Source organism: Rhodoferax sp. XS2R6 (assembly GCF_056521365.1).
The window spans coordinates 934,055-956,064 of sequence record NZ_JBWMAY010000001.1; the positions used below are offsets into that span (position 1 = coordinate 934,055).

Sequence of the window (22,010 nt, forward strand, 5' to 3'; positions counted from 1 at the left end):
AGTCAGCGGCCCGCTGGCTTTAGCGCACCAGGCAGGGGCTCTTGGGGTCAAACTTCCAGCCGGGAATCAGGTACTGCATCGCCATGGCGTCGTTGCGGGCGCCCAGGCCGTGTTGCAGGTAGAGCTGGTGCGCCTTCTCCACTTCCGCCATGTCCAGTTCCACGCCCAAGCCAGGCGTGGTGGGCACGGCAATCTGTCCGCCCACGATTTGCAGCGGTACCTTGGTCAGGCGCTGGCCGTCTTGCCAAATCCAGTGCGTGTCGATGGCGGTGACCTTGCCGGGCGCGGCAGCCGCCACATGCGTGAACATGGCCAGCGAGATGTCGAAGTGGTTGTTGGAATGGGAACCCCAGGTGAGGCCCCAGGTCTGGCAGGTTTGGGCCACGCGCACCGAACCCTGCATGGTCCAGAAGTGCGGGTCGGCCAGCGGAATGTCCACTGACTGCAGGGCCAGCGAATGCGCGAGTTCGCGCCAGTCGGTGGCCACCATGTTGGTCGCGGTGAGCAAACCGGTGGCGCGGCGGAATTCGGCCAGCACCTCGCGGCCGGAGAACACACCTTCGGCACCACAGGGGTCTTCGGCGTAGGCCAGCACATCGTGCTGGTCGCGGCACAGGCGGATGGCGTATTTGAGCAGCCAGCCACCGTTCGGGTCCAGCGTGATGCGGGCTTTGGGGAAACGTTGGTGCAGCGCCGTCACGGCCTCGATTTCTTCCTCGCCGCGCAGCACGCCGCCCTTGAGTTTGAAGTCCTGAAAACCATAACGCGCATGCGCGGCTTCGGCCAGGCGCACCACGCCCTCGGCGTCCATGGCTTTTTCGTGGCGCAGCCGCTTCCAGTCGTCGGCCTGGTCGGGCTCACTGACGTAGGGCAGATCGGTGGCATTGCGGTCACCGACGTAGAACAGGTAACCCAGCACGGCCACACTGTCACGCTGCTGTCCATCGCCCAAAAGGGCCGCTACGGGCACGTTCAAGAACTTGCCCAGCAAATCGAGCAACGCGCTTTCCACCGCCGTGACGGCGTGGATGGCCACGCGCAGGTCAAAGGTTTGCAGGCCACGGCCTTCGCTGTCGCGGGCGGCAAAGGCCTCGCGCATACGGTTGAGGATGGCGTTGTAGCTGCCGATGGGCTGGCCCACCACCAAGGGGGCCGCGTCTTCCAGGGTCTGGCGAATCTTCTCGCCGCCAGGCACTTCGCCCACGCCGGTGTTGCCGCTGCTGTCGGTCAGGATGACGATGTTGCGGGTGAAGAACGGCGCGTGGGCGCCGCTCAGGTTCATCAACATGCCGTCGTGGCCCGCAACAGGGATGACACGCAGTGCGGTGACGGTGGGTGCGCCATGCACGGCGCCAGACTGGGGGGTGGTCATGGATAAAGTCTCCTCAGTGAGGCACTCGACATGGCGCCTCTACATATCAGACATCATACAACTAAACCGCGTCGGGCTGGGACTTTCTGAGCCGGTCTTTGCTGTTGGCCAGGTGCGTGCGCATGGCCGCGCGGGCGGCATCGGCGTCCTGGTTGCGGATAGCGTTGAAGATGTATTCGTGCTCGCCGTGCACGCGGCGCAGATAGTTCAAGCGGCCCTCGGGCGCGCTGCTGGCGGTGTTGATGCGGGTGCGCGGAATGATCATGGTGCCCAGGTAGGTCATCAGATCGGCAAAGTGGCGGTTGCCAGTGGATTTGGCCACTTCCATATGGAAGCTGAAGTCCGAGGGCACGGCGTCGGAGTCTTCCAGAATCGAGGTCTGAAACGCATCGAGCATGGCCTGCATGGCTTGCAGATTGGCTTCGGTGCGGCGCTGGGCGGCCAGGCCGGCGGCCTCGGTCTCCAGCGAAATACGCAGCTCCAGCAGGGCAATCACGTCGGCCACGGTGGCAAAGTCCACGTCGGCAATCTGGAAGTTGCCACTGCTCTGCGGCGCCAGTGCAAAGGTGCCCACGCCGTGGCGCGTTTCCACCAGGCGGTTGGCCTGCAGGCGCGAGATGGCCTCGCGCACCACGGTGCGGCTCACGTCAAAGCGGGCCATGATTTCGGATTCGGTGGGCAGTTTGGCGCCGGGCTGGATGGCCCCTTCGCGGATGCTGGCGGCCAGGTTTTCCACCACTTCATGGACCAACCCGCGGGCGCGGCGCGGACGCGCCACATCCCCGGCATCGGTGGGTGACGGTTGCGCGACAGCGGCTCTAGGGGTTTGCACTAGGTCCATGGAAAAGCCCTTGACTCGGTTGGAACAGGTGTTGACAATTTAACACATCAGACAACATACAACTGACAAGACAGCGATACATTTCATGACAATCAAAGTACACCACACTTTGCTGATGACCGGCGCAGCCGGCGGCCTGGGCACCGCCATGCGCGACCGGCTCAAGGCCAATTGCGAGGTGTTGCGCCTCTCCGACCGCGCCGATTTTGGCCCCGCACGTGCAGGCGAGGAAATTGCCCTGGCCGACCTGGCCGATGCCGCCGCGGTAGACGCCATGGTGCAAGGCTGCCAGGCCATCGTGCACTTTGGCGGCATTTCGCTCGAAGGCCCGTTTGAGCCCATCCTGCAGGCCAACATCTTGGGCGTCTACAACCTGTACGAGGCCGCACGCAAGTTTGGCGTGAAACGTGTGGTGTTTGCCAGTTCCAACCATGTGACTGGTTTTTACAAACAAAGCGAAACCATCACGCTAGACCACCCTGCCCGCCCCGACAGCCTGTATGGCGTGAGCAAGGCCTTTGGTGAAGACCTCTCGCGCATGTACTTCGACCGCTACGGCATCGAGACTGCCTGCGTGCGCATTGGCTCCTCGTTTGCCGAGCCCCGGGACCGCCGCATGTTGGCCAGCTGGCTCAGCTTTGACGACCTGCACCGCCTGGTGACCGCCTGCCTGACCACCCCCGTGCTGGGGCACACCGCCATCTTTGGTATGTCGGACAACGCCGTGGCCTGGTACGACAACAGTGCCGCCCGCCACGTGGGTTATGTGCCGCAGGACAGCTCGGACCCGTTCCGCGAAGCCGTCTATGCCCGCACGCCCCAACCGGACGTGACCGACCCCGCCGTGATTTACCAGGGCGGCGGCTTCTTGTTCCAGGGCGAACCCATGACCGCCCACAAGAGCAAGTAAGCCAGCCATGCACACTGCTTTTGCCATTTCCAGCGCCCGCGACCGCGTGGGTGAATCGCCCGTGTGGTCGGTTGCCACCCAGGCCCTGTACTGGGTGGACATTGAAGGCCAGCGCATCCACCGCCTGGACTGGGCCAGCCGCATACAAAGTAGCTGGGCCCTGGCCGAACGCGTGGGTTGTATTGCCCTGAGCAACCGGGGCACCGTGATTGCCGCCATGGAGAGCGGTATTTTTGAGGTGGAGCTGCAAGACGCCCCCATGGCCCGCGTGAGCTGCCTGGTCACCATCAACCACCCACAGCCCAACATGCGTTTCAACGATGGCCGCTGCGATGCGCAGGGCCGCCTGTGGGCCGGCACCATGGTGCGCGACATGGGCCTGGGCAAAACGTCCGGTGGCATTTACTGCCTGGACAGCCAGGGCCTGCGTGGCCCGGTGCTGGAGGGCTACATCACCCCCAACGGCATGGCCTTCAGCCCCGATGGCACAACCGCCTACCTGTCGGACTCGCACCCCAGCGTGCAAAAAATCTGGCAACACCGCTTTGACGGCGCTACCGGCAGTTGGGGCCCGCAAACCGAGTGGGTGGACATGAAGCCCCTGCCCGGCCGCCCCGATGGTGCTGCCGTGGACGCAGAAGGCTGTTACTGGATTTGTGGCAACGACGCCGGCCAGGTGCACCGCTTCAGCCCCGCCGGTACGTTGCTGCAATCGATTGCCGTACCCGTGAGCAAACCGGCCATGTGTGCCTTTGGCGGCCCCGAGCTGCGCCACCTGTTTGTGACATCCATTCAACCGGCTACCCCCGCCCCCAGCTTTGATGCCGCGCTGGACGGTGCGGTGCTGGTGCTGGAGCCCGGTGTGCAAGGCCGGCCCGAACCCCTGTTTTCCCAGTTTCCCGTTCGATAGTTTTCCGTTCTTTCAACCAACCATCCCAAAGAGGAGACAAGCATGAAGTTCGTACCCACCGTTCTGGCCACCGCCATCAGTCTGTTGAGCATTGCGGCCCACGCCACAGAGTTCAAATCGGCGGACATCCACAACTCGGATGACTACCCCACCGTCACCGCTGTCAAATTCATGAGCGACGAGCTCAAGAAGGTCACCGGCGGCAAACACAGCATCAAGGTGTTCAACAAAGGCGCCTTGGGCACCGAAAAGGAAACCATTGACCAGGTGAAGATTGGCGCACTGGACATGGTGCGCGTGAACATCAGCCCGATGAACTCGGTCTGCGCCAAGACCAACATTCCGGTGCTGCCTTTCCTGTTCCGCTCGGTGGACCACCTGCACAAAGTGCTGGACGGCCCCATCGGTGAAGAAATCGCCAAGGACTGCGAAGCCGCAGGTTTTGTGCTGCTGGCCTACTACGACTCTGGCGCACGCTCCATTTATAGCAAGAAGCCCGTCAAGTCGGTGGCTGACACCAAAGGCATGAAGATTCGCGTGCAGCAGTCCGACCTGTGGGTGGCATTGACCGCTGCCATGGGCGCCAACCCCACCCCCATGCCTTTTGGTGAAGTGATGACCGCGCTCAAGACCGGCATCATTGACGCCGCTGAAAACAACTACCCCTCGTATGGTTCGGGCAGCCGCCACTACGAAGCGGCCAAGTACTACAACAAGACCGAACACTCCATGGCACCCGAGGTGCTGCTGTTCTCCAAGGCCGCTTTTGACAAGCTGCCCAAGGTAGAGCAAGACCAGATCCGTGCAGCGGCCAAGGCGTCTGTCGCCTTCAACCGTACGGCATGGGCTGCCTACGAAAAGAAAGAATTCGACATGGTGAAAGCCGCCGGCACCGAAATCGTGGAAGTGGACAAAAAGTCCTTCCAGGACGTGATGGGCCCGGTGTACGACAAGTTCGCCAGCACCCCTGACATGAAGCGCCTGGTGAAGGCCGTGCAAGACACCAAGTAAGCGTGTCGCCTTAACACCCCGGCCCTCTGCCGGGGTGTGTTTCCCATTCACCGGAGCTGTTCATGTATACCCGCTTCTGTGCCACCCTCTCCAAGCTCAGCCTGATGCTTGCAGTGGCTGGCCTCATCGTGCTCATCGCCTGCGTGCAATACCAGGTAATCGGGCGCTATGTTTTTAACGATACCCCTACCTGGGCCGAGGCACTGGCCTTGCTGCTGGTGCTCTATATCACCGCACTGGGCGTGGCCGTGGGCGTGCGCGACGCCGGCCACATCGGCATGGATTCCATCATCAGCCTGCTGCCCGAGTGGATGCGCCTGAAACTGGAAATCCTGATCCACATCTTGGTCGGTATCTTTGGCGCGCTGATGGCCTACAACGGCTACATCTGGGCCGCCCTCAAATGGAACGACCAGAAACCCATGCTGCCCATCCCCTCCAGCATGGACTACGTGCCGCTCATCATTGCCGGCGTGCTGGTGGTGCTTTTTACGATTGAACATGTGATCGCCCTGCTGCAGGGCAAGGAAGTGGTGCCGGCATGGAACTGATTGTTTTGGGTGTGAGCTTCGGCTTGCTGTTGATCATCGGCGTGCCGGTGGGTTTTGCCGTCGGCCTGTCGTCGGTGGCCACCATCATCACCGCCGGTTTGCCGGTGGCCGTAGTGTTCCAGAAGATGGTGGGGGGCATGCAGGTGTTCTCCTTCCTGGCCATCCCATTCTTTATCTTTGCTGGTGAGCTGATGCTGCACGGTGGCATCGCCCACCGCATCGTGCGCTTCGCCAATAGCCTGGTGGGCCATGTACGCGGCGGCCTGGGCATGTCCAACGTGGTGGGCTGCACTTTGTTCGGCGGCGTGGCCGGCTCACCTGTGGCCGATGTGTCCGCCATGGGCTCGGTGATGATTCCGCTGATGAAGAAGGAAGGTTACGACACTGATTACGCGGTGAACGTGACCACCCACGCCTCCCTGGTCGGCGCCTTGATGCCGACCAGCCACAACCTGATTCTGTACACCCTGGCCACCGCAGGCATTGCCTCGGTCAGCGTGCTGAACATGATGCTCGCCTGCGTCGTGCCAGCCCTCTTGCTGACAGCTTTGAACCTGCTGGCAGCCTATGGCGTGGCTATCAAGCGCGGCTACCCCACACGCGGCGTGTTCCCCGGCTGGGGTGAGGTGTTCAACAGCTTCATCGCCGCACTGCCGGGCTTGCTGATTGTGGGCATCATTCTGGGAGGCATCTTGTCCGGTGTCTTCACGGCCACCGAGTCGGCAGCCACAGCCGTGCTCTGGGCCCTGCTGATCACCGCGGTGGCCTACCGTTCACTGTCGTGGAAAGACTTCATCAAGTCCTGCGCCAAGGCGTGCAAAACCACTGGCGTGGTGTTGTTCCTGATCGGCATCTCCAGCGCTTTCGGCTACTTCCTCGCCATGTACGACGTACCGGAACGCACCGGTGCACTGATGGGCTCAGTCACCCAGAACCCCTGGATGATTTTCTTGATGATCAACCTGGCTTTGTTCGTGCTGGGAACCTTCCTGGACATGGCGCCCACGCTGCTGATCTGCACCCCCATCTTCCTGCCAATCGCCCAGAAATTCGGCATGGACCCGACCCAGTTCGGCGTGGTGATGCTGCTCAATTGTGCGCTGGGCCTGAACACTCCGCCGGTGGGTACGACCCAGGCGGTGGGCTGTGCCATCGGGGGCATCTCTATTGGTGCCGTCATGCGCTCGATCTGGCCGTTCTACGGCGCCCTGTTGGCTTGCATGATGTTGGTGACCTACGTGCCCGCGTTCTCGCTGTGGCTGCCCAACTTGTTGCTCAACTAACCCTCTCCAACGCTCCCCACACCACTACTACTCAGGAGACTCAGCATGAAAAAGCAACTGCTCACTTTGCTGCTGGCCGCAAGCACCAGCTTTGGCGCCTTGGCCTGGCCCGACAAGCCCATCACCCTGGTCGTGCCGTTTCCACCGGGCGGCTCCACCGACCAGATTGCCCGCATCCTCTCGACCAAGATGGCCGAAAAAATGGGCGGCGGCGTGACCTTTGTGGTGGACAACAAGGCAGGCGCCACCGGCACCATTGGTGCGGGTTTTGTGGCGCGTGCGCCGGCCGACGGCCACACGCTGTTGGTCGCCTCGCTGGGGCCTTTTGTGATTGCCCCCCACCTGGTCAAGGTGAGCTACGACGCACTGAAGGACCTGGAGCCGATCACGATTGCGGTGCAAGCGCCCAACGTGCTGGTGGTGCCCGCGGCCTCCGAGCGCAAGTCGGTGGCCGAAGTCATCACCTACCTGAAAGCCAACCCCGACAAGATGAGTTTTGCCTCCTCGGGCAACGGCAGCAGCGACCACCTGACCGCCGAACTGTTCTGGCAACAGACCGGTACCACCGGTGTGCACATTCCCTACAAAGGCGGCGGCCCGGTGATGACTGACCTGCTGGGCAACCAGGTGGAATCGTCGTTCATGAACATCAACACCGCCATGCCGCAGATCAAATCGGGCAAGCTGCGCGCGCTGGCCATTACCAGCGCCAAACGTTCACCGCTGCTGCCAGATGTGCCCACGCTCGAAGAAAGCGGCGTGAAAGATGCCAACGTGAACTCCTGGCAGGCCATCGCCGCGCCCAAGGGCATTCCGGCCGATGTGAAGAAGCGCCTGTTCGATGCCATCGTCGCGTCCATCAAGGACCCGGCTGTAGCGCCCAAACTGCAGGAGCTGGGTTTTGAGCTGGTGCTCAACACCCCTGAGCAGTTCGCAGCCTTCCAGGCTTTGGAATACACGCGCTGGCAGAAGCTGATCACCTCGCGCAACATCAAAGCGGACTGAACACCCGCGCCTGTTTTCGCCATGACGACCTCTCCCCTCACCATCCGCATGCATGCGGCCGACAACGTGGCCATTGTGGCCAACGATGGCGGCCTGCCTGCGGGCTCAATGTTGCCCGATGGCCTGACGCTGGTGGACCGCGTGCCGCAGGGCCACAAGGTCGCGCTGGTGGCCATTGCCAAAGACGCCGCGGTGCTGCGCTACAACGTGCCGATTGGGTATGCCCTGAAGGACATTCCTGCCGGCGCGTGGGTGCATGAGCGCCTGCTGCACATGCCCGAAGCCCGCTCGCTGGCCGATCTGCCGCGCGCCACGGCCGCCGCGTGGAATGCTGAGCCGCTGCAGGGTTACACCTTCGAGGGCTACCGCAATACCGATGGCTCGGTGGGCACACGCAACATTCTGGCCATCACCACCACGGTGCAGTGTGTGGCGGGTGTGGTGGACTTTGCGGTGCAGCGCATCAAGGAACAGCTGTTGCCACGCTACCCGAATGTGGACGATGTGATTGGCCTGGAGCACAGTTACGGCTGTGGCGTGGCGATTGACGCGCCCGACGCCATCATCCCCATCCGCACGCTGCGCAACATCTCCAAGAACCCCAACTTTGGTGGCGAGGTGATGGTGGTGAGCCTGGGCTGCGAGAAGCTGCAGCCCGAGCGCCTGTTGCCACCCGGCAGCATTCCCCTGGAAACGGGTGCGGCCCTCGACGTGGTGTGCCTGCAGGCCGAGAAACATGTGGGCTTTATGTCCATGATCGACTCGGTGCTGGCCTCTGCCGTGCCGCACCTGGAGCGGCTGAACGCCCGCCGCCGCGAAACCATTCCCGCCAGCGAACTGGTGGTGGGTGTGCAGTGCGGTGGCAGCGATGCGTTTTCGGGCGTGACCGCCAACCCGGCCGTGGGGTTTTGCACCGACCTGCTGGTGCGTGCCGGTGCCACCGTGATGTTTTCTGAGACCACCGAGGTACGCGACGCGGTGGACCAGATGACAGCCCGCGCCACCACCCCCGAGATTGCCGATGCCATGGCGCGTGAGATGGCTTGGTACGACGCCTACCTGGGCCGCGGCCAGGCCGACCGCAGCGCCAACACCACGCCCGGCAACAAGGCCGGTGGCCTGTCCAACATTGTGGAAAAAGCCATGGGCTCCATCATCAAGTCCGGCACCGCGCCCATCAGCGGCGTGCTGTCGCCGGGCGAGAAGCTGCAGTCCAAGGGACTGATTTACGCCGCCACACCGGCGAGCGATTTCATCTGCGGCACGCTGCAGCTGGCCGCGGGCATGAACCTGCATGTCTTCACCACCGGCCGCGGCACCCCCTATGGCCTGGCCGAGGTGCCCGTGATCAAGGTAGCCACCCGCACCGACCTGGCACGCCGCTGGCACGACCTGATGGACGTGAACGCCGGAACCATTGCCGACGGCGAGGCCACGATTGCCGATGTGGGCTGGGAGCTGTTCCACCTGATGCTGGAAGTGGCCAGCGGACGCAAACAAACCTGGGCCGAGCACTGGAAGCTGCACAACGCGCTGGTGCTGTTCAACCCCGCCCCAATCACCTGATACCCCAGACACCCCTGACCGACCCGATTTTCTGAAGGCATTGCCATGACCTACCCTACCCCTTACCGCCCTTTTCCCAACCAGTTCAAGCAGGACCTGCTGGCCGGCAAACGCCTGATTGGCTGCTGGGCCTCGTTGGCCAGCCCCATCACCGCCGAGGTGCTGGGTGTGGCCGGCTTTGACTGGATTTTGTTGGACGGTGAACACTCGCCCAACGATGTGGTGACCTTTGTGCCCCAGCTCATGGCGCTGAAGGACAGCGTGAGTGCGCCTTTTGTGCGGCCCACCTGCAACAACCCCATCGAGATCAAACGCCTGCTGGACGCGGGTTTCTACAACTTCCTGGTGCCCTTTGTGCAAAACGCCGAGGAAGCCCAACTGGCCGTGTCCGCCACCCGTTACCCACCCGAAGGCATGCGCGGTGTGTCGGTGGCGCAGCGCAGCAACCGCTATGGCTCGGTGGCCAACTACTTTCAGGACGCCAACAAACACATGTGTGTGGCGGTGCAAATTGAAAGCCGCGAGGCCGTGGCCGCCAGTGGCGAGATTGCGGCCGTGCCCGGCGTGGACTGCATTTTTGTCGGCCCGTCTGACCTGGCCGCCGGTTATGGCCACCTGGGCAATGCGGCCCACCCCGAAGTGCAGGAAGCCATTGCCCATGTATTTGCCCAAGCCAAGGCCCATGGCAAACCTACCGGCATCCTGGCGCCGGTAGAGGCCGATGCACGCCGCTACATGGACATGGGCGCCACCTTTGTGGCCGTGGGCAGCGACCTGGGGGTGTTCCGCAACGCTACGCAGGCTTTGCGGGACCGTTACCTCAGCTAGCCACTTCTGCCACCCAGCCTCTTTAACTCCATCGCACTAACACTATGACTACTCTTGGATTCATCGGACTCGGCATCATGGGCAAGCCCATGGCCGGCCACCTCATCGCTGCCGGCCACACGGTGTATCTCAACACCAAGAGCAACGTGCCCGACGACTTGCTGCAAGCCGGCGGCAAGGCCTGCGCCAGCGCGCAGGAAGTGGCCGAGAAGGCCGACATCGTCTTTCTGATGTTGCCCGACACCCCGGACGTGGAGTTGGTGCTTTTCGGTGCCAAGGGTGTGGCCACGGGCCTGAGCGCCGGCAAAACCGTGGTGGACATGAGCTCCATCTCACCCATGGACACCAAAGTCTTTGCCCAAAAGATCAATGCACTGAGTTGCCAGTACATGGACGCACCCGTCTCGGGCGGCGAGGTGGGGGCCAAGGCTGCCAGCCTGACCATCATGGTGGGCGCGGAAGAAGCCACCTTCAACACCCTGCTGCCGCTGCTGCAGCTGATGGGCAAAAACATCACCCTGGTGGGCGGCAATGGGGACGGCCAGACCTGCAAGGTGGCCAACCAGATCATCGTGGCGCTCAACATTGCCGCCGTGGGCGAAGCCCTGCTGTTTGCCAGCAAGGCCGGTGCCGACCCCGCCAAGGTGCGCCAAGCGCTGATGGGCGGTTTTGCCTCCTCGCGCATTCTGGAGGTACACGGTGAACGCATGGTTAAACGCACCTTCAACCCCGGCTTCCGCATTGGCTTGCACCAGAAAGACCTGGCCCTGGCGCTGAGTGGCGCCAAGGCGCTGGGCCTGGCCCTGCCGCAAACGGCCGGTGCCGCCCAACTGATGCAGGTGTGTGCCGCCAACGGCATGGCCAACCTGGACCATTCCGCCCTGGTGCGCGCCCTGGAAATCATGGGTGCGCACGAAGTCGCCCAGGCCTGACACCGTGGCACGCCATACCGGGCGGGCATGGGCCCTGGCAGGCCTGCTGGCCATGGCCTGCGCCAGTGCAGGCGCGCAAACCAAGCTGCGCGCTTGGAACATCCACCCCGATGGCTACCCAGTCACCGAGGCCATGAAACGCTTTGCCAGCCTGGTGAGCCAAAACACCGGTGGGCGTTACCAGATCGACATCTTCTCCAACGCCACCCTGGGCGATCAGCCCAAGGCAGTGCAAATGCTGAAGGCTGGCGAGGTGGACGTGGCCGAGTTCAGCTCGGGCCCGCTGTCCGACGCGGTGCCAGGCCTCAAGGCGCTGAACCTGCCGTTTTTGTTCAGCGACTCGGCCCATATGTTCAAACACCTGGATGGCAAATTGGGCGAGCGTTTTGCGGCCAAGCTGCAGACTGCAGGATTTGTAGTGCTGGGCTGGTACGACGGGGGCGGGCGCTCCTTTTACTGTGCCAGCCGCACCGTCAACAGCTTCAAGGACCTGGCCGGCGCCCGCATCCGCGTGCAACAGTCCGAGATTTACATCGAAATGGTCAAGCTGCTCGAAGCCACCCCGGTGGCCCTGCCCTTCAAAGAAGTGCTGGGCGCGCTGGAGCAAAACACGGTGGACTGTGCCGAGAACAACATGCCCTCGTTCGAATCCACCGGTCACTACAAAGTGGCCAAGTCGGTCTACGTGACCAACCATGTGGTTTCGCCCGAGGCACTCGTGGTCTCCACCAAACTGTGGGCCAGCCTGAGCCCCGCAGACAAAGCCGTATTTGCCAAAGCAGGCACAGACTCTGCCGCCACCATGCGTGAGTTATGGAACAAACGTGTGGCCTCCGCCATCGAGACGGCCACTAAACAGGGGGTGCAGTTTGTGCGCGTAAAAGACGTTGCTCCCATGGTGCGGCGCATGGCCCCGATGTACGGCAAGTACATGGCCGACCCCAGCACACGCGAAGAACTGCTCACCATCATCGGCAACTGAGCCGTGTGGCAGCAGGCGTTAGGATGGCAGGCCCTGCCCTCCTTTGCCGCGCCTGCGGCCCTTTGCCATGCTTGCTCTGGACACCACGCTAACGTTTTTTGCCGCCTCGATACTGCTGGCCTTGTCGCCCGGCCCTGACAACGTGTTTGTGCTGCTGCATTCGGCTGTGCATGGGCGCCGGGCTGGCCTGCTGGTGGTGCTGGGCTTGTGCAGCGGCCTGCTCTTCCACACCGCCGCCGTGGCCCTGGGCCTGGCCGCCGTGTTTGCCGCCTCGGCCACCGCCTTCACCGTGCTCAAACTGTGCGGCGCGGCTTACCTGCTGTGGCTGGCCTGGGGCGCATGGAATGCCCCGGTCGGCATTGCAGACAGCGCAACCCATGACGCCATGACACCCTGGCAAACCTACCTGCGCGGCGTGATGATGAACATCACCAACCCCAAGGTGGCGATTTTCTTTCTGGCCTTCTTGCCCCAGTTTGCCGACCCGGCCCGCGGCAGCATGGCGCTGCAAATTGTGCTGCTGGGCGCCGTCTTCATGCTGGCCGCGCTGCTGACGTTTAGCGCCGTGGCCTGGTTCGCCGCCGGCTTCGGCCAGGTCTTCAAACGCTCGCTGCGCGCCCAGCGCGTGCTCAACCGCGTGGCCAGCGTGGTGTTTGTGGGTCTGGCGCTGCGGCTGGCAACGGCGCAGCGCTAGGTTGCATGCGCCCGCCACGGAGCCAGCAGACCAAGCCACATCGATCGACGCTATATATTTGATAGTGGCTTGCGCATATTCTGCGGGGGCTAGAGGCATTTTTCATGAAAAATCTCAACCACTTTCGCGATCTCATATTCGCACTTGCCGCTCTGGGCATGGCCGACACAGTTGCCACACAATCTCTACCAGCCAGAACAGAAACACCCCAATACCCCATCAACATTGGCTGGTTCCCCAAGACAGTGAGCTATGCCCCCGATGAGAGCCACTTCATCGTCACCGCCTGCCCCGACCCGCGCACGGCCACGCCGCCGGTGCGCTGCACCATTCTGCGTTACCGGCTGGATACCCAGCAGTGGCAAAACCTCACCGACATCAACCCGCAAGCCAGCTACGACGACGTGGCCTACACCTGGGACGGCGACACCATCTTTGCCCAGGAATACGCCCCCTGCGAGGCTCCGCCTGCCCATGCCCCCCAACGCACCCAGTGCAACCATTTGGTGCTGCTGGACCGCAATGGCAAAAAGCTCAAAAACCTGAGCCAAGACCCGTTCAACACCTACGCATTCCCCAGCCTCACCCGCGGCGGAACGCGTGTCCTCTACTGGGGCGTGAGCAACGAGCTGCAAGCCGGTATGGGCGCCGGTGCCTGGGATGTGAAGGAACTCGACATAGCCACCCAGCGCACGGTACAAAAGACCGACTACCAAGCAGCCTTCCCCAAGACCACCCCACGCTACATGCCGGACGGCGAGCGGCTCATGCTGGTGGCGGAGGAATATCCCAAGCGGCCCAATGGACAAGACTTTTTAAAACCAGACCCCGTCACTGGCAAGCTGCGTGAGGTGTACTACATGAGCAAGTTTGGACGCAACATGACAGTGGTGGTCGATGGCCCGCGCGCACCAGTCTTGCCGTATTTCCCCACTCTCAAAAAAATGGAGCGCGATGGAAAAGAGATTTGGGAACCCGTGGCAGAGCACATGTGGCTAATGGTGCGCGACATCTCCCGCGATGGAAAGCTGGCGGTTTATGACGACCGCGGCGTTGGCATGTGCTTCCGCTTCATTGAAGAGCCGCTGCGCAAAGAAGAGTGTTTTACGTACAAAGTGGCGTATGCACCATCGGCCTCCATTGCGCCATCCAAAAAAACTGTCCTGGTGGTAAACGGTGACGGTAAGCCCGACATCAATTGGCACATTCGTTTAATTGAAGTTGAAACTGGCAGCGCTTGGATCATCGGCATACGCCAATAAATAAGGGAGTACACGACAACGGCGACATCAAGTAGCACCTCAACGCTCTACACCTACTCCGTCTTCGCCCCCGCCTCAAACCACTGCTTCACCATCAGGCGCTCGGCGTCGGTCATGTTGGTGGCGTTGCTCATGGGCATGATTTTGGTGACTACCACTTGTTGGTACACGGTCTGCGCGTGGCTGGCCAGGGCTTGGGGGGAATCCAGGCGTACGTTTTTCATTTGCACGGCTTCACCGTGGCACATGTAGCAGCGTTGGGCCAGCATGGGCTGCAGTTCTTTATAGCCAATGGAGGCTGTAGCGCTCGTGGATACTGCGCTAGCAGCTCCTGAATTAATAGCATTTTGCGCAAGCGGTGCGGGCTTGAGCCAGACCAGCATGCCGATGATGGCCACCACACCCGCGGCAGCATAGGGCCAAGGGTGGCGGTTGCGGCCCAGCTTGTAGCCATGGCGCAGCACGAAGAACTGGCGAATAGCGGCGCCCGCAAACATCATGACAATGAGCACCAACCAGTTTTGCGGATGGCTGTAGGTGAAGCTGTAGTGATTGCTCAACATGGCAAACAGCACGGGCAGCGTGAAGTAAGTGTTGTGCACGCTGCGCTGCTTGCCGCGCCAGCCGTGGATCGGGTCCACCGGCTGGCCCGCCTTGATGCTGGCCACCATCTTGCGCTGGCCCGGAATGATCCAGTGCGCCACGTTAGCGCTCATGGTCGTCGCCATCATGGCGCCCACCAGCAAAAATGCCGCGCGCCCCGCAAACCAATGGCAGGCCAACCAGGACGCAATACACACCAGGACTGCGACCCCGGCGCCAACGATCATGTCGCCGTTTTTGCGTTGCCCGAACAGGCGGCAGATCACGTCGTACGCAATCCAGAACACCACCAAAAACGCCAGCGCCACGGCGATGGCGGCGTGGGGGTGCCAGGCCATGACCGACTTGTCGATCAGGTAGGTGCCCGCGCTCCACAGATACGACACGGTAAACAGCGCAAAGCCGGTGAGCCAGGTGCTGTAACTCTCCCAGTAAAACCAGTGCAGATTCTCGGGCAGCTTGGGCGGCGCACCGGCAAACTTGACCGGGTGGTAGAACCCGCCGCCGTGCACAGCCCAGAGCTCACCGCTCACGCCCTGTTTCTTGAGGTCGTCATCCACCGGCGGTGTGAGGCTGCTGTCCAGAAACACAAAGTAGAACGAGGAGCCAATCCAGGCAATGGCAGTGATGACGTGCACCCAGCGCAGCAGCAGGTTAGCCCAGTCGAGTAAATAACTTTCCATGCGGTGGTTCTCCTAGGATTCAGGTCAGGCCGCAGCCTTGGGTTCAGGGTCTTGCACTTGCAAGAGTTGGGCCGCCACGGCCACGGCAATCACCTCGGGGCGCTTGTCGTGGATGCCGGGCACCCCGATGGGGCAGGTAATGTGGGCCAGCTCGGCCGCGCTGAAGCCACGTGCCTCCAGCCGGTGGCGAAAGGTGGCCCATTTGGTCTGGCTGCCGATGAGGCCGATGTAGGGCAGATCGCCCTGCGCACGCTGGCGGGTCAGGCAGGCCGCCACGATGTCCAGGTCTTCGGCGTGGCTGAAGCTCATGATCAGCACACGCGACTGCGGCGCCAGGCCCGCCACCGCGGCCTGCACCGGATCGGAGTGTTCGCACTGCACGGTGTCGGGCAGCGTGGCCGGAAAGATGCCGTCGCGGCTGTCAATCCATTCCACCGCAAAGGGCAGGTTGCCCAGCACATCCACCAGCGCCTGGCCCACATGGCCGCCACCAAACAGGGCCACGGGCAGGCGCGGTGGTTGCAGGCGTTGTTGCAAGCCTTCGCTGTCTTGCGCGGTGATGCGTTCAAACTGCAAGTGCACCTCGCCGCCACAACACTGGCCCAGACTGGGGCCCAGCGCATAGCGCTGGGTGAACGGCGCCGCGTCCAATTGCAACAAATGATTGCGGGCTGCGGCAATCGCATCCAGCTCCAGCCGCCCGCCGCCCACCGTGCCCAGCACGCTGTCCGCAAACACCGCCATCCAAGCGCCGGCCTCGCGCGGCACCGAGCCGCGGCTGCTGTGCACACGCACCAGCACCGCGTCGGCCTGGGCGAGTTGCGCCAAGAGTAAGGGAAGCAATTTCACAATCGGATACCTTTTGCAGCCGGATGCCACGGGCTCAGGCCATAATTTGCGTCACAGTACATCGGCAACGCACCGACCGGAGACACACCATGCACCGTATTTCGAGCGTGCGCACCAGCGCACCTATCCGTTGGAAACAGGCCTTCTGCGCCGGCCTGCTGGCTGCCATGGCGGGCTGCTCTAGCCCGCCGCCCAAGCCCCCACCGGCCGCCGCCGTGCCCGAAGCACCGCCCCCGGTCGCCGTTGTGGTGCCCCCGGCGCTGCCCGAACCCGCGCACAGCTCGCAAGCCCCCACGCCGCGCGACTACCGGCGCGATGCCGCCAGCCACCTCTATGCACGCAACACCCAGCGCATTTACGCTGGCAAACTGCCGCCCCTGCTCTACGCCGTGGGTGTGCTGCAGGTAGACATTGACCGCATGGGCCAGGTCACCGACATCCGCTGGATGCGCGCGCCCAGCCATGCCCCCGAGGTGATGGCCGACATTGAGCGCTCGGTGCGCGCAGCGGCCCCCTTCCCCGCACCCGTGCGCATGGGCAAGGTCACTTACACGGACACCTGGTTGTGGCACAAGAGCGGACGTTTTCAATTGGATACCTTGACCGAAGGACAGCTCTAGCCAGCTCTCAAGAGCCACGGTAGGTGGAGTAGCTCCAGGGGCTGACCAAGAGGGGCACGTGGTAGTGCTGGTCCACGTGGGCCACGCCAAAGTCCAGGCTCACCTGGTTTAAAAAATTGGGTTCGGGCAGGGCCACGTTGCGGGCCTTGAAGTAGCCCGCCACATCAAACACCAGCCGGTAGGTGCCCACGCGCAGGCTTGCGTTGTCGTACAGCGGGCCGTCGGGGTTGCGGCCGTCCGCGTTCAGTACAAAGCGTTTCACCAGCGTGGCGGTGTCGCCCTGCGGGCCGGCCTGTGTGGTGTACAGCGCCACCGCCATGCCCGCTGCCGGGCTGCCGTGCATGGTGTCTAGTACGTGTGTGCTCAAGCCCATGGTGCTGCCCCTTCGCTGAAAAATTCAAAGTGTATACACTTTTCGGCATTCTCGGTATCATGGCCGCATGGAGCCCACCACCACCAGTTTCATCGTCGAGGCCATCACGCGCGCCATCGTGGAGCACCGGCTGGCACCGGGCGTGAAACTGGGGGAACAAAAGCTGGCCGACCAGTTCGGTGTCTCGCGCACCCTGATCCGCCAGGCGCTGTTCCAGCTCTCGCAAAACCGGCTGATCCGTATGGAGCCAGCGCGTGGTGCCTTTGTGTCCGCGCCCTCGGTGGCTGAAGCACGCCAGGTGTTTGCGGTGCGCCGCATGCTCGAAGCGGGCATGGTCCGTGCATTCATCCAGAGTGCCACCGGCGCCCACATCGAAGCCCTGCATGAACACATTGCCCAGGAAAAACACGCAGTCCAGCGCGGCGATGTCTCCAGCCGCACCGAGCTGCTGGGTGACTTCCATGTCTGCATGGCGCAGCTCATGGGTAACGAGGTGCTGGCCTTGCTGTTGATGGACCTGCTCTCGCGCTGCGCGCTGATCACGCTGATGTACCAGTCCAGCGCCGCAGCCGCACATTCGCACGAAGAACACACGGCCATCGTCGACGCGCTGCAGGCGCGCGACGAGGCCCTGGCCCTGCGCCTGATGGACGAACACCTGCAAAACGTGGAAGCCACCCTGACCCTTACCGCCACACCATGAGCACCTACGACAGCACCCAACCCTACCCGCGTGACCTGATTGGCTACGGCGAACACGTGCCCCACGCGCAGTGGCCAGGCCAGGCCCGCGTGGCCGTGCAGTTTGTCCTCAACTACGAAGAAGGCGGCGAAAACAGCGTGCTGCATGGCGACGCGGGCTCCGAACAATTTCTCTCGGAAATGTTCAACCCCGCCAGCTACCCAGACCGCCACATCAGCATGGAAGGCATTTACGAATACGGCTCACGTGCCGGCGTGTGGCGCATCCTGCGTGAATTCGAAAAGCGCGGTCTGCCGCTCACTGTGTTTGGCGTGGGCATGGCGCTGGAACGCCACCCCGAGCTGACACGCCGCCTGGTGGAGTTGGGCCACGAGATTGCCTGCCACGGCCACCGCTGGATCCACTACCAAAACGTCGACGAAGCCACCGAGCGTGAACACATGCAGCTGGGCATGGCGGCCATCGAAAAGCTCACCGGCCAGCGCGCGCTGGGCTGGTACACCGGGCGTGACAGCCCGCGCACGCGCCGCCTGGTGGCCGACTACGGCGGCTTTGCATACGACAGCGACTACTACGGCGACGACCTGCCCTTCTGGATGAAGGTGCAGAAGACCGACGGCAACGTGGTGCCCCAGCTCATCGTGCCCTACACGCTGGACTGCAACGACATGCGCTTTGCCTTGCCCCAGGGTTATTCGCACGCCGACCCATTTTTCCAGTACCTGAAGGACACCTTTGATGCGCTGTACGCCGAAGGCGACGAGCGACCATCGATGATGAGCATCGGCATGCACTGCCGCCTGCTGGGCCGCCCCGGCCGCATTACCGCGCTGCAGCGTTTTCTGGACCACATTGGCCAGCACGAGCGTGTGTGGGTGGCGCGGCGCATCGACATTGCGCAGCACTGGAAAACCGTCCACCCCTACCAAGGTTGAACACCATGGCCACGCCCCTGACTCTGGACCAACTCAACCGCGTGACGCTCGACGAGGCTGCCGCTCTGCTGGACGGCCTCTACGAACACTCGCCGTGGATTGCACGCGCAGCCCTGGCCAAACGCCCCTTTGTCTCGCTGGCCCAGCTCAAGCACGCCATGGTGCTGGAGGTGGTGAACGGCGGGCGCGATGCGCAACTGGCACTCTTGCGTGCCCACCCCGAACTCGCTGGCAAAGCCATGGTGGACAAGAACCTGACGGCCGAGAGCAGCAACGAACAGAGCCAAGCTGGCCTCACGCACTGCACACCGGCTGAGTTCGAGAAGATCCAGCAGCTCAACGCGCAGTACAACGCGCGTTTTGGCTTTCCCTTCATCCTGGCGGTGCGTGGCCCACGCGGTACCGGACTAAGCAAGGCCGAGATCATCGCCACGCTGGAACGCCGTGTACAGGGCCACCCCGAGTTCGAGCTGGCCGAATGCCTGCGCAATGTTCACCGCATTGCCGAAATCCGCCTCAACGACAAGTTTGGCTATGTACCCACCCTGGGCCATCAGGTGTGGGACTGGCAAGAGGCACTGGCACAACACACCGACCCCGGCTACGCCGAGCTGGGCCAGCTCACCGTTACCTACCTGACCGACGCGCACCGTGCCTGCGCCCGCCAGATCCAGGCCGACATGCTGGCGGCAGGATGCGACAGTGCCGTCATCGACGCCGTGGGTAACGTGGTGGGTCGCTATGAAAGTGATAGCTGGTTGCGCAGCAACCACGGCCTGCAAGCCCCAAAAGACTCTAAAACGCTGCTCACTGGCAGCCACTACGACACCGTACGTAACGGCGGCAAGTACGACGGCCGCCTGGGCATCTACGTGCCGCTGGCTTGCGTGCAGGCGCTCAAAGCACAGAGCAAGCGCCTGCCCTACGCGCTGGAGGTGGTGGGTTTTGCTGAAGAGGAAGGCCAGCGCTACAAGGCCACCTTCCTGGGCTCGGGCGCGCTCACGGGCGACTTTGACCCTGCCTGGCTGGACCAGACCGACGCCGATGGCATCACCATGCGTGATGCCATGGTCCATGCCGGGCTGGACGTGAATGCCATCCCTGCCATCCGCCGCGACCCTGCCGAGTACCAGGGCTTTGTGGAAGTGCACATCGAGCAGGGCCCAGTGCTCAACGCGCTGGACATTCCGCTGGGTGTGGTCACCTCCATCAACGCCAGCGTGCGTTATGTGGGCGAGGTGATCGGCATGGCCAGCCACGCCGGCACCACGCCCATGGGCCAACGACGCGACGCGGCTGCAGCGGTGGCTGAATTGGTGCTGCTGGTGGAGCATCTGGCCACGCAAGACGGGGACTCGGTCGGCACCGTCGGGCAACTGCAAGTGCCCAACGGTTCTATCAACGTGATCCCGGGGCGCTGCCAGTTCTCGCTGGACTTGCGCGCACCGTCGGACGCGCAGCGCGATGCGCTGGAGGAAAAAGTCCTCGCCGGCCTGCGCCTGATTTGCGAACGCCGTGGTCTGCACCACCACCTGACACAAACCATGCAAGCCAGTGCCGCGCCCAGCGCACCGGCTTGGCAACAACGCTGGGAACAGGCCGTGACCGCCTTGGGCGTTCCGCTACACCGCATGCCCAGCGGCGCCGGCCACGACGCCATGAAACTGCACACCGTCATGCCGCAGGCCATGCTGTTTGTACGCGGCCTGAACTCCGGCATCAGCCACAACCCGCTGGAATCCAGCACCAGCGACGACATGCAACTCGCGGTCGACGCCTTCAGCCACCTGCTGCACCAACTGGCCCAGAAACACGGAACCCCATGACCACCCATTACGACCAACTCGACGCCTGGATTGACGCACACTTTGACGAACAGGTGCGCTTTCTGCAAGAACTGGTGCGCGTGCCCACCGACACACCTCCCGGCAACAACGCACCGCACGCCGACCGCACCGCGGATCTGCTGGCCGCCATGGGCCTTCAGGCCGAAAAACACAGCGTGCCCGCTGCTGAAGTGCAAGCCGCTGGCATGCAAAGCATCACCAACTTGGTGGTACACCGCCCTTATTCGGCGGGTGGTATCACCATCGGCCTGAACGCCCATGGCGACGTGGTGCCCCCCGGTGAAGGCTGGACGCATGACCCCTACGGTGGCGAGATCGAGAACGGCCAGATGTTTGGCCGCGCCACCGCGGTGAGCAAAAGCGATTTCTCCAGTTACACCTTTGCAGTACGTGCCCTCGAATCGCTGGGCCTGCCACTCCAAGGCGGCGTGGAGCTGCTGTTCACCTACGACGAAGAATTCGGCGGCGAACTCGGTCCCGGCTGGTTGCTGCAAAGGGGCCTCACGAAGCCCGACTTGCTACTGGCGGCAGGCTTCTCCTACCAGGTGATCACCGCGCACAACGGCTGTCTGCAAATGGAAGTGACGGTGCACGGCAAGATGGCGCACGCCGCCATTCCAGAAAGCGGTGTGGACGCTCTGCAAGGCGCCGTGCACATCCTCAACGCGCTGTACGCCCAGAACACGCTCTATAAGCAAGTGACTTCGGATGTGGACGGCATCAACCACCCCTACCTGAACGTAGGCCGCATCGAAGGCGGCACCAATACCAATGTGGTTCCCGGCAAGGTGGTCTTCAAGCTGGACCGTCGCATGATCCCCGAGGAAAACCCCACCGAAGTGGAAGCCTCCATACGCCAGGTGATTGCCGACGCAGCCGCGACATGCCCGGGCATCACGGTGGACATCAAGCGCCTGCTGCTGGCCAACTCCATGCGGCCGCTGGCCGGCAATAAACCGCTGGTAGATGCGCTGCAAAAACACGGTGAAGCATTGTTCGGCGAACCCATCTCCGCCATGGGCACCCCGCTCTACACCGATGTACGACTGTTTGCCGAACGCGGCATCCCCGGCGTCATCTATGGCGCCGGCCCGCGCACCGTGCTGGAATCGCACGCCAAACGCGCCGACGAGCGCGTGAGCCTGGACGATCTACGCCGTGCTACCAAAGTGGTAGCACGGACACTACTGGATTTGCTGAAGCCCTGAGCTTTGGCGAAACGCCCCAATATTGGGCATTTTTCTTGCTAC

Annotated in this window: 22 protein-coding genes; 17 read left to right on the plus strand and 5 right to left on the minus strand. The window is 62.8% G+C overall.

Going from position 1 to position 22,010, the window contains the following annotated elements; genetic code table 11:
• Positions 1 to 19: 19 nt before the first annotated feature.
• Positions 20 to 1,372 carry a glucarate dehydratase gene (gudD, locus tag AC097A_RS04425; protein ID WP_479619911.1) on the minus strand — a complete coding sequence of 451 codons (1,353 nt, stop codon included), beginning with the start codon at positions 1,370 to 1,372 and terminating at the stop codon, positions 20 to 22.
• A 61-nt stretch (positions 1,373 to 1,433) separates the two neighbouring features.
• A complete protein-coding gene (locus AC097A_RS04430) occupies positions 1,434 to 2,213 on the minus strand; it encodes a FadR/GntR family transcriptional regulator (protein WP_105262657.1) in 780 nt (259 codons plus the stop codon).
• A gap of 85 nt (positions 2,214 to 2,298) precedes the next feature.
• On the opposite strand from AC097A_RS04430, the gene AC097A_RS04435 reads away from it, so the two are divergent.
• The 12 genes from AC097A_RS04435 (at position 2,299) to AC097A_RS04490 (ending at position 14,147) form a co-directional block, all read left to right on the plus strand.
• Entirely contained in the window at positions 2,299 to 3,123 is an 825-nt protein-coding gene (locus tag AC097A_RS04435; RefSeq protein ID WP_105262658.1) for an NAD-dependent epimerase/dehydratase family protein, read from the plus strand.
• A 7-nt stretch (positions 3,124 to 3,130) separates the two neighbouring features.
• The gene (locus AC097A_RS04440; RefSeq protein WP_479619912.1) at positions 3,131 to 4,033 is read left to right on the plus strand and encodes an SMP-30/gluconolactonase/LRE family protein; all 903 of its coding nucleotides are present in this window, start codon (positions 3,131 to 3,133) and stop codon (positions 4,031 to 4,033) included.
• 42 nt (positions 4,034 to 4,075) lie between these two features.
• Positions 4,076 to 5,044: a TRAP transporter substrate-binding protein gene (locus AC097A_RS04445; RefSeq protein ID WP_105262660.1), complete on the plus strand. Its 969-nt coding sequence runs from the start codon at positions 4,076 to 4,078 to the stop codon at positions 5,042 to 5,044.
• A gap of 62 nt (positions 5,045 to 5,106) precedes the next feature.
• Entirely contained in the window at positions 5,107 to 5,595 is a 489-nt protein-coding gene (locus tag AC097A_RS04450) for a TRAP transporter small permease subunit (protein ID WP_315480764.1), read from the plus strand.
• Complete coding sequence (locus AC097A_RS04455; protein ID WP_315480765.1) at positions 5,586 to 6,878, plus strand: TRAP transporter large permease subunit; 1,293 nt, start codon at positions 5,586 to 5,588, stop codon at positions 6,876 to 6,878. The genes AC097A_RS04450 and AC097A_RS04455 overlap by 10 nt, the downstream gene beginning before the upstream one ends.
• Positions 6,879 to 6,923: 45 nt before the next feature.
• Entirely contained in the window at positions 6,924 to 7,883 is a 960-nt protein-coding gene (locus AC097A_RS04460) for a tripartite tricarboxylate transporter substrate-binding protein (protein WP_315849195.1), read from the plus strand.
• A gap of 21 nt (positions 7,884 to 7,904) precedes the next feature.
• Positions 7,905 to 9,449 (plus strand): galactarate dehydratase, encoded by a 1,545-nt coding sequence (garD, locus tag AC097A_RS04465; protein WP_479619913.1) that lies wholly within the window; start codon positions 7,905 to 7,907, stop codon positions 9,447 to 9,449.
• A gap of 45 nt (positions 9,450 to 9,494) precedes the next feature.
• Positions 9,495 to 10,277 (plus strand): 2-dehydro-3-deoxyglucarate aldolase, encoded by a 783-nt coding sequence (garL, locus tag AC097A_RS04470; protein ID WP_105262665.1) that lies wholly within the window; start codon positions 9,495 to 9,497, stop codon positions 10,275 to 10,277.
• Positions 10,278 to 10,321: 44 nt separating this feature from the next.
• The gene (locus AC097A_RS04475; protein ID WP_105262666.1) at positions 10,322 to 11,209 is read left to right on the plus strand and encodes a 2-hydroxy-3-oxopropionate reductase; all 888 of its coding nucleotides are present in this window, start codon (positions 10,322 to 10,324) and stop codon (positions 11,207 to 11,209) included.
• 52 nt (positions 11,210 to 11,261) lie between these two features.
• Positions 11,262 to 12,191, plus strand: coding sequence for a TRAP transporter substrate-binding protein (locus tag AC097A_RS04480; RefSeq protein ID WP_105262760.1), 930 nt, complete (start codon positions 11,262 to 11,264; stop codon positions 12,189 to 12,191).
• 67 nt (positions 12,192 to 12,258) lie between these two features.
• Positions 12,259 to 12,885: a LysE family translocator gene (locus AC097A_RS04485; protein WP_479619914.1), complete on the plus strand. Its 627-nt coding sequence runs from the start codon at positions 12,259 to 12,261 to the stop codon at positions 12,883 to 12,885.
• A 158-nt stretch (positions 12,886 to 13,043) separates the two neighbouring features.
• Positions 13,044 to 14,147: a TolB-like translocation protein gene (locus tag AC097A_RS04490; RefSeq protein ID WP_479619915.1), complete on the plus strand. Its 1,104-nt coding sequence runs from the start codon at positions 13,044 to 13,046 to the stop codon at positions 14,145 to 14,147.
• 53 nt (positions 14,148 to 14,200) lie between these two features.
• Here the strand turns inward: AC097A_RS04490 and AC097A_RS04495 are convergent, their stop codons facing one another.
• Positions 14,201 to 15,433 (minus strand): urate hydroxylase PuuD, encoded by a 1,233-nt coding sequence (locus AC097A_RS04495; RefSeq protein ID WP_479619916.1) that lies wholly within the window; start codon positions 15,431 to 15,433, stop codon positions 14,201 to 14,203.
• Positions 15,434 to 15,457: 24 nt separating this feature from the next.
• On the minus strand, positions 15,458 to 16,282 hold the full coding sequence (xdhC, locus tag AC097A_RS04500; protein WP_479619917.1) for a xanthine dehydrogenase accessory protein XdhC: 825 nt from the start codon (positions 16,280 to 16,282) through the stop codon (positions 15,458 to 15,460).
• Positions 16,283 to 16,371: 89 nt separating this feature from the next.
• Here xdhC and AC097A_RS04505 point away from each other — a divergent pair, with 89 nt between their 5' ends.
• The gene (locus AC097A_RS04505; protein ID WP_105261142.1) at positions 16,372 to 16,902 is read left to right on the plus strand and encodes a hypothetical protein; all 531 of its coding nucleotides are present in this window, start codon (positions 16,372 to 16,374) and stop codon (positions 16,900 to 16,902) included.
• 7 nt (positions 16,903 to 16,909) lie between these two features.
• Here AC097A_RS04505 and uraH read toward each other — a convergent pair whose 3' ends face one another.
• Positions 16,910 to 17,275, minus strand: a complete 366-nt coding sequence (gene uraH, locus AC097A_RS04510) for a hydroxyisourate hydrolase (protein ID WP_315493638.1) — start codon at positions 17,273 to 17,275, stop codon at positions 16,910 to 16,912.
• A gap of 67 nt (positions 17,276 to 17,342) precedes the next feature.
• On the opposite strand from uraH, the gene AC097A_RS04515 reads away from it, so the two are divergent.
• From AC097A_RS04515 to AC097A_RS04530, 4 genes are read left to right on the plus strand one after another with little or no spacing between them, the layout of a single operon-like run.
• Positions 17,343 to 17,978: a GntR family transcriptional regulator gene (locus AC097A_RS04515; protein ID WP_479619918.1), complete on the plus strand. Its 636-nt coding sequence runs from the start codon at positions 17,343 to 17,345 to the stop codon at positions 17,976 to 17,978.
• Positions 17,975 to 18,913 carry an allantoinase PuuE gene (puuE, locus tag AC097A_RS04520; protein ID WP_479619919.1) on the plus strand — a complete coding sequence of 313 codons (939 nt, stop codon included), beginning with the start codon at positions 17,975 to 17,977 and terminating at the stop codon, positions 18,911 to 18,913. The genes AC097A_RS04515 and puuE overlap by 4 nt, the downstream gene beginning before the upstream one ends.
• A gap of 5 nt (positions 18,914 to 18,918) precedes the next feature.
• Complete coding sequence (gene uraD, locus AC097A_RS04525) at positions 18,919 to 20,739, plus strand: 2-oxo-4-hydroxy-4-carboxy-5-ureidoimidazoline decarboxylase (protein WP_479619920.1); 1,821 nt, start codon at positions 18,919 to 18,921, stop codon at positions 20,737 to 20,739.
• A complete protein-coding gene (locus AC097A_RS04530) occupies positions 20,736 to 21,968 on the plus strand; it encodes a M20 family metallopeptidase (RefSeq protein ID WP_479619921.1) in 1,233 nt (410 codons plus the stop codon). Before uraD ends, AC097A_RS04530 begins: the two co-directional genes overlap by 4 nt.
• The last annotated feature ends 42 nt before the right edge of the window (positions 21,969 to 22,010 follow it).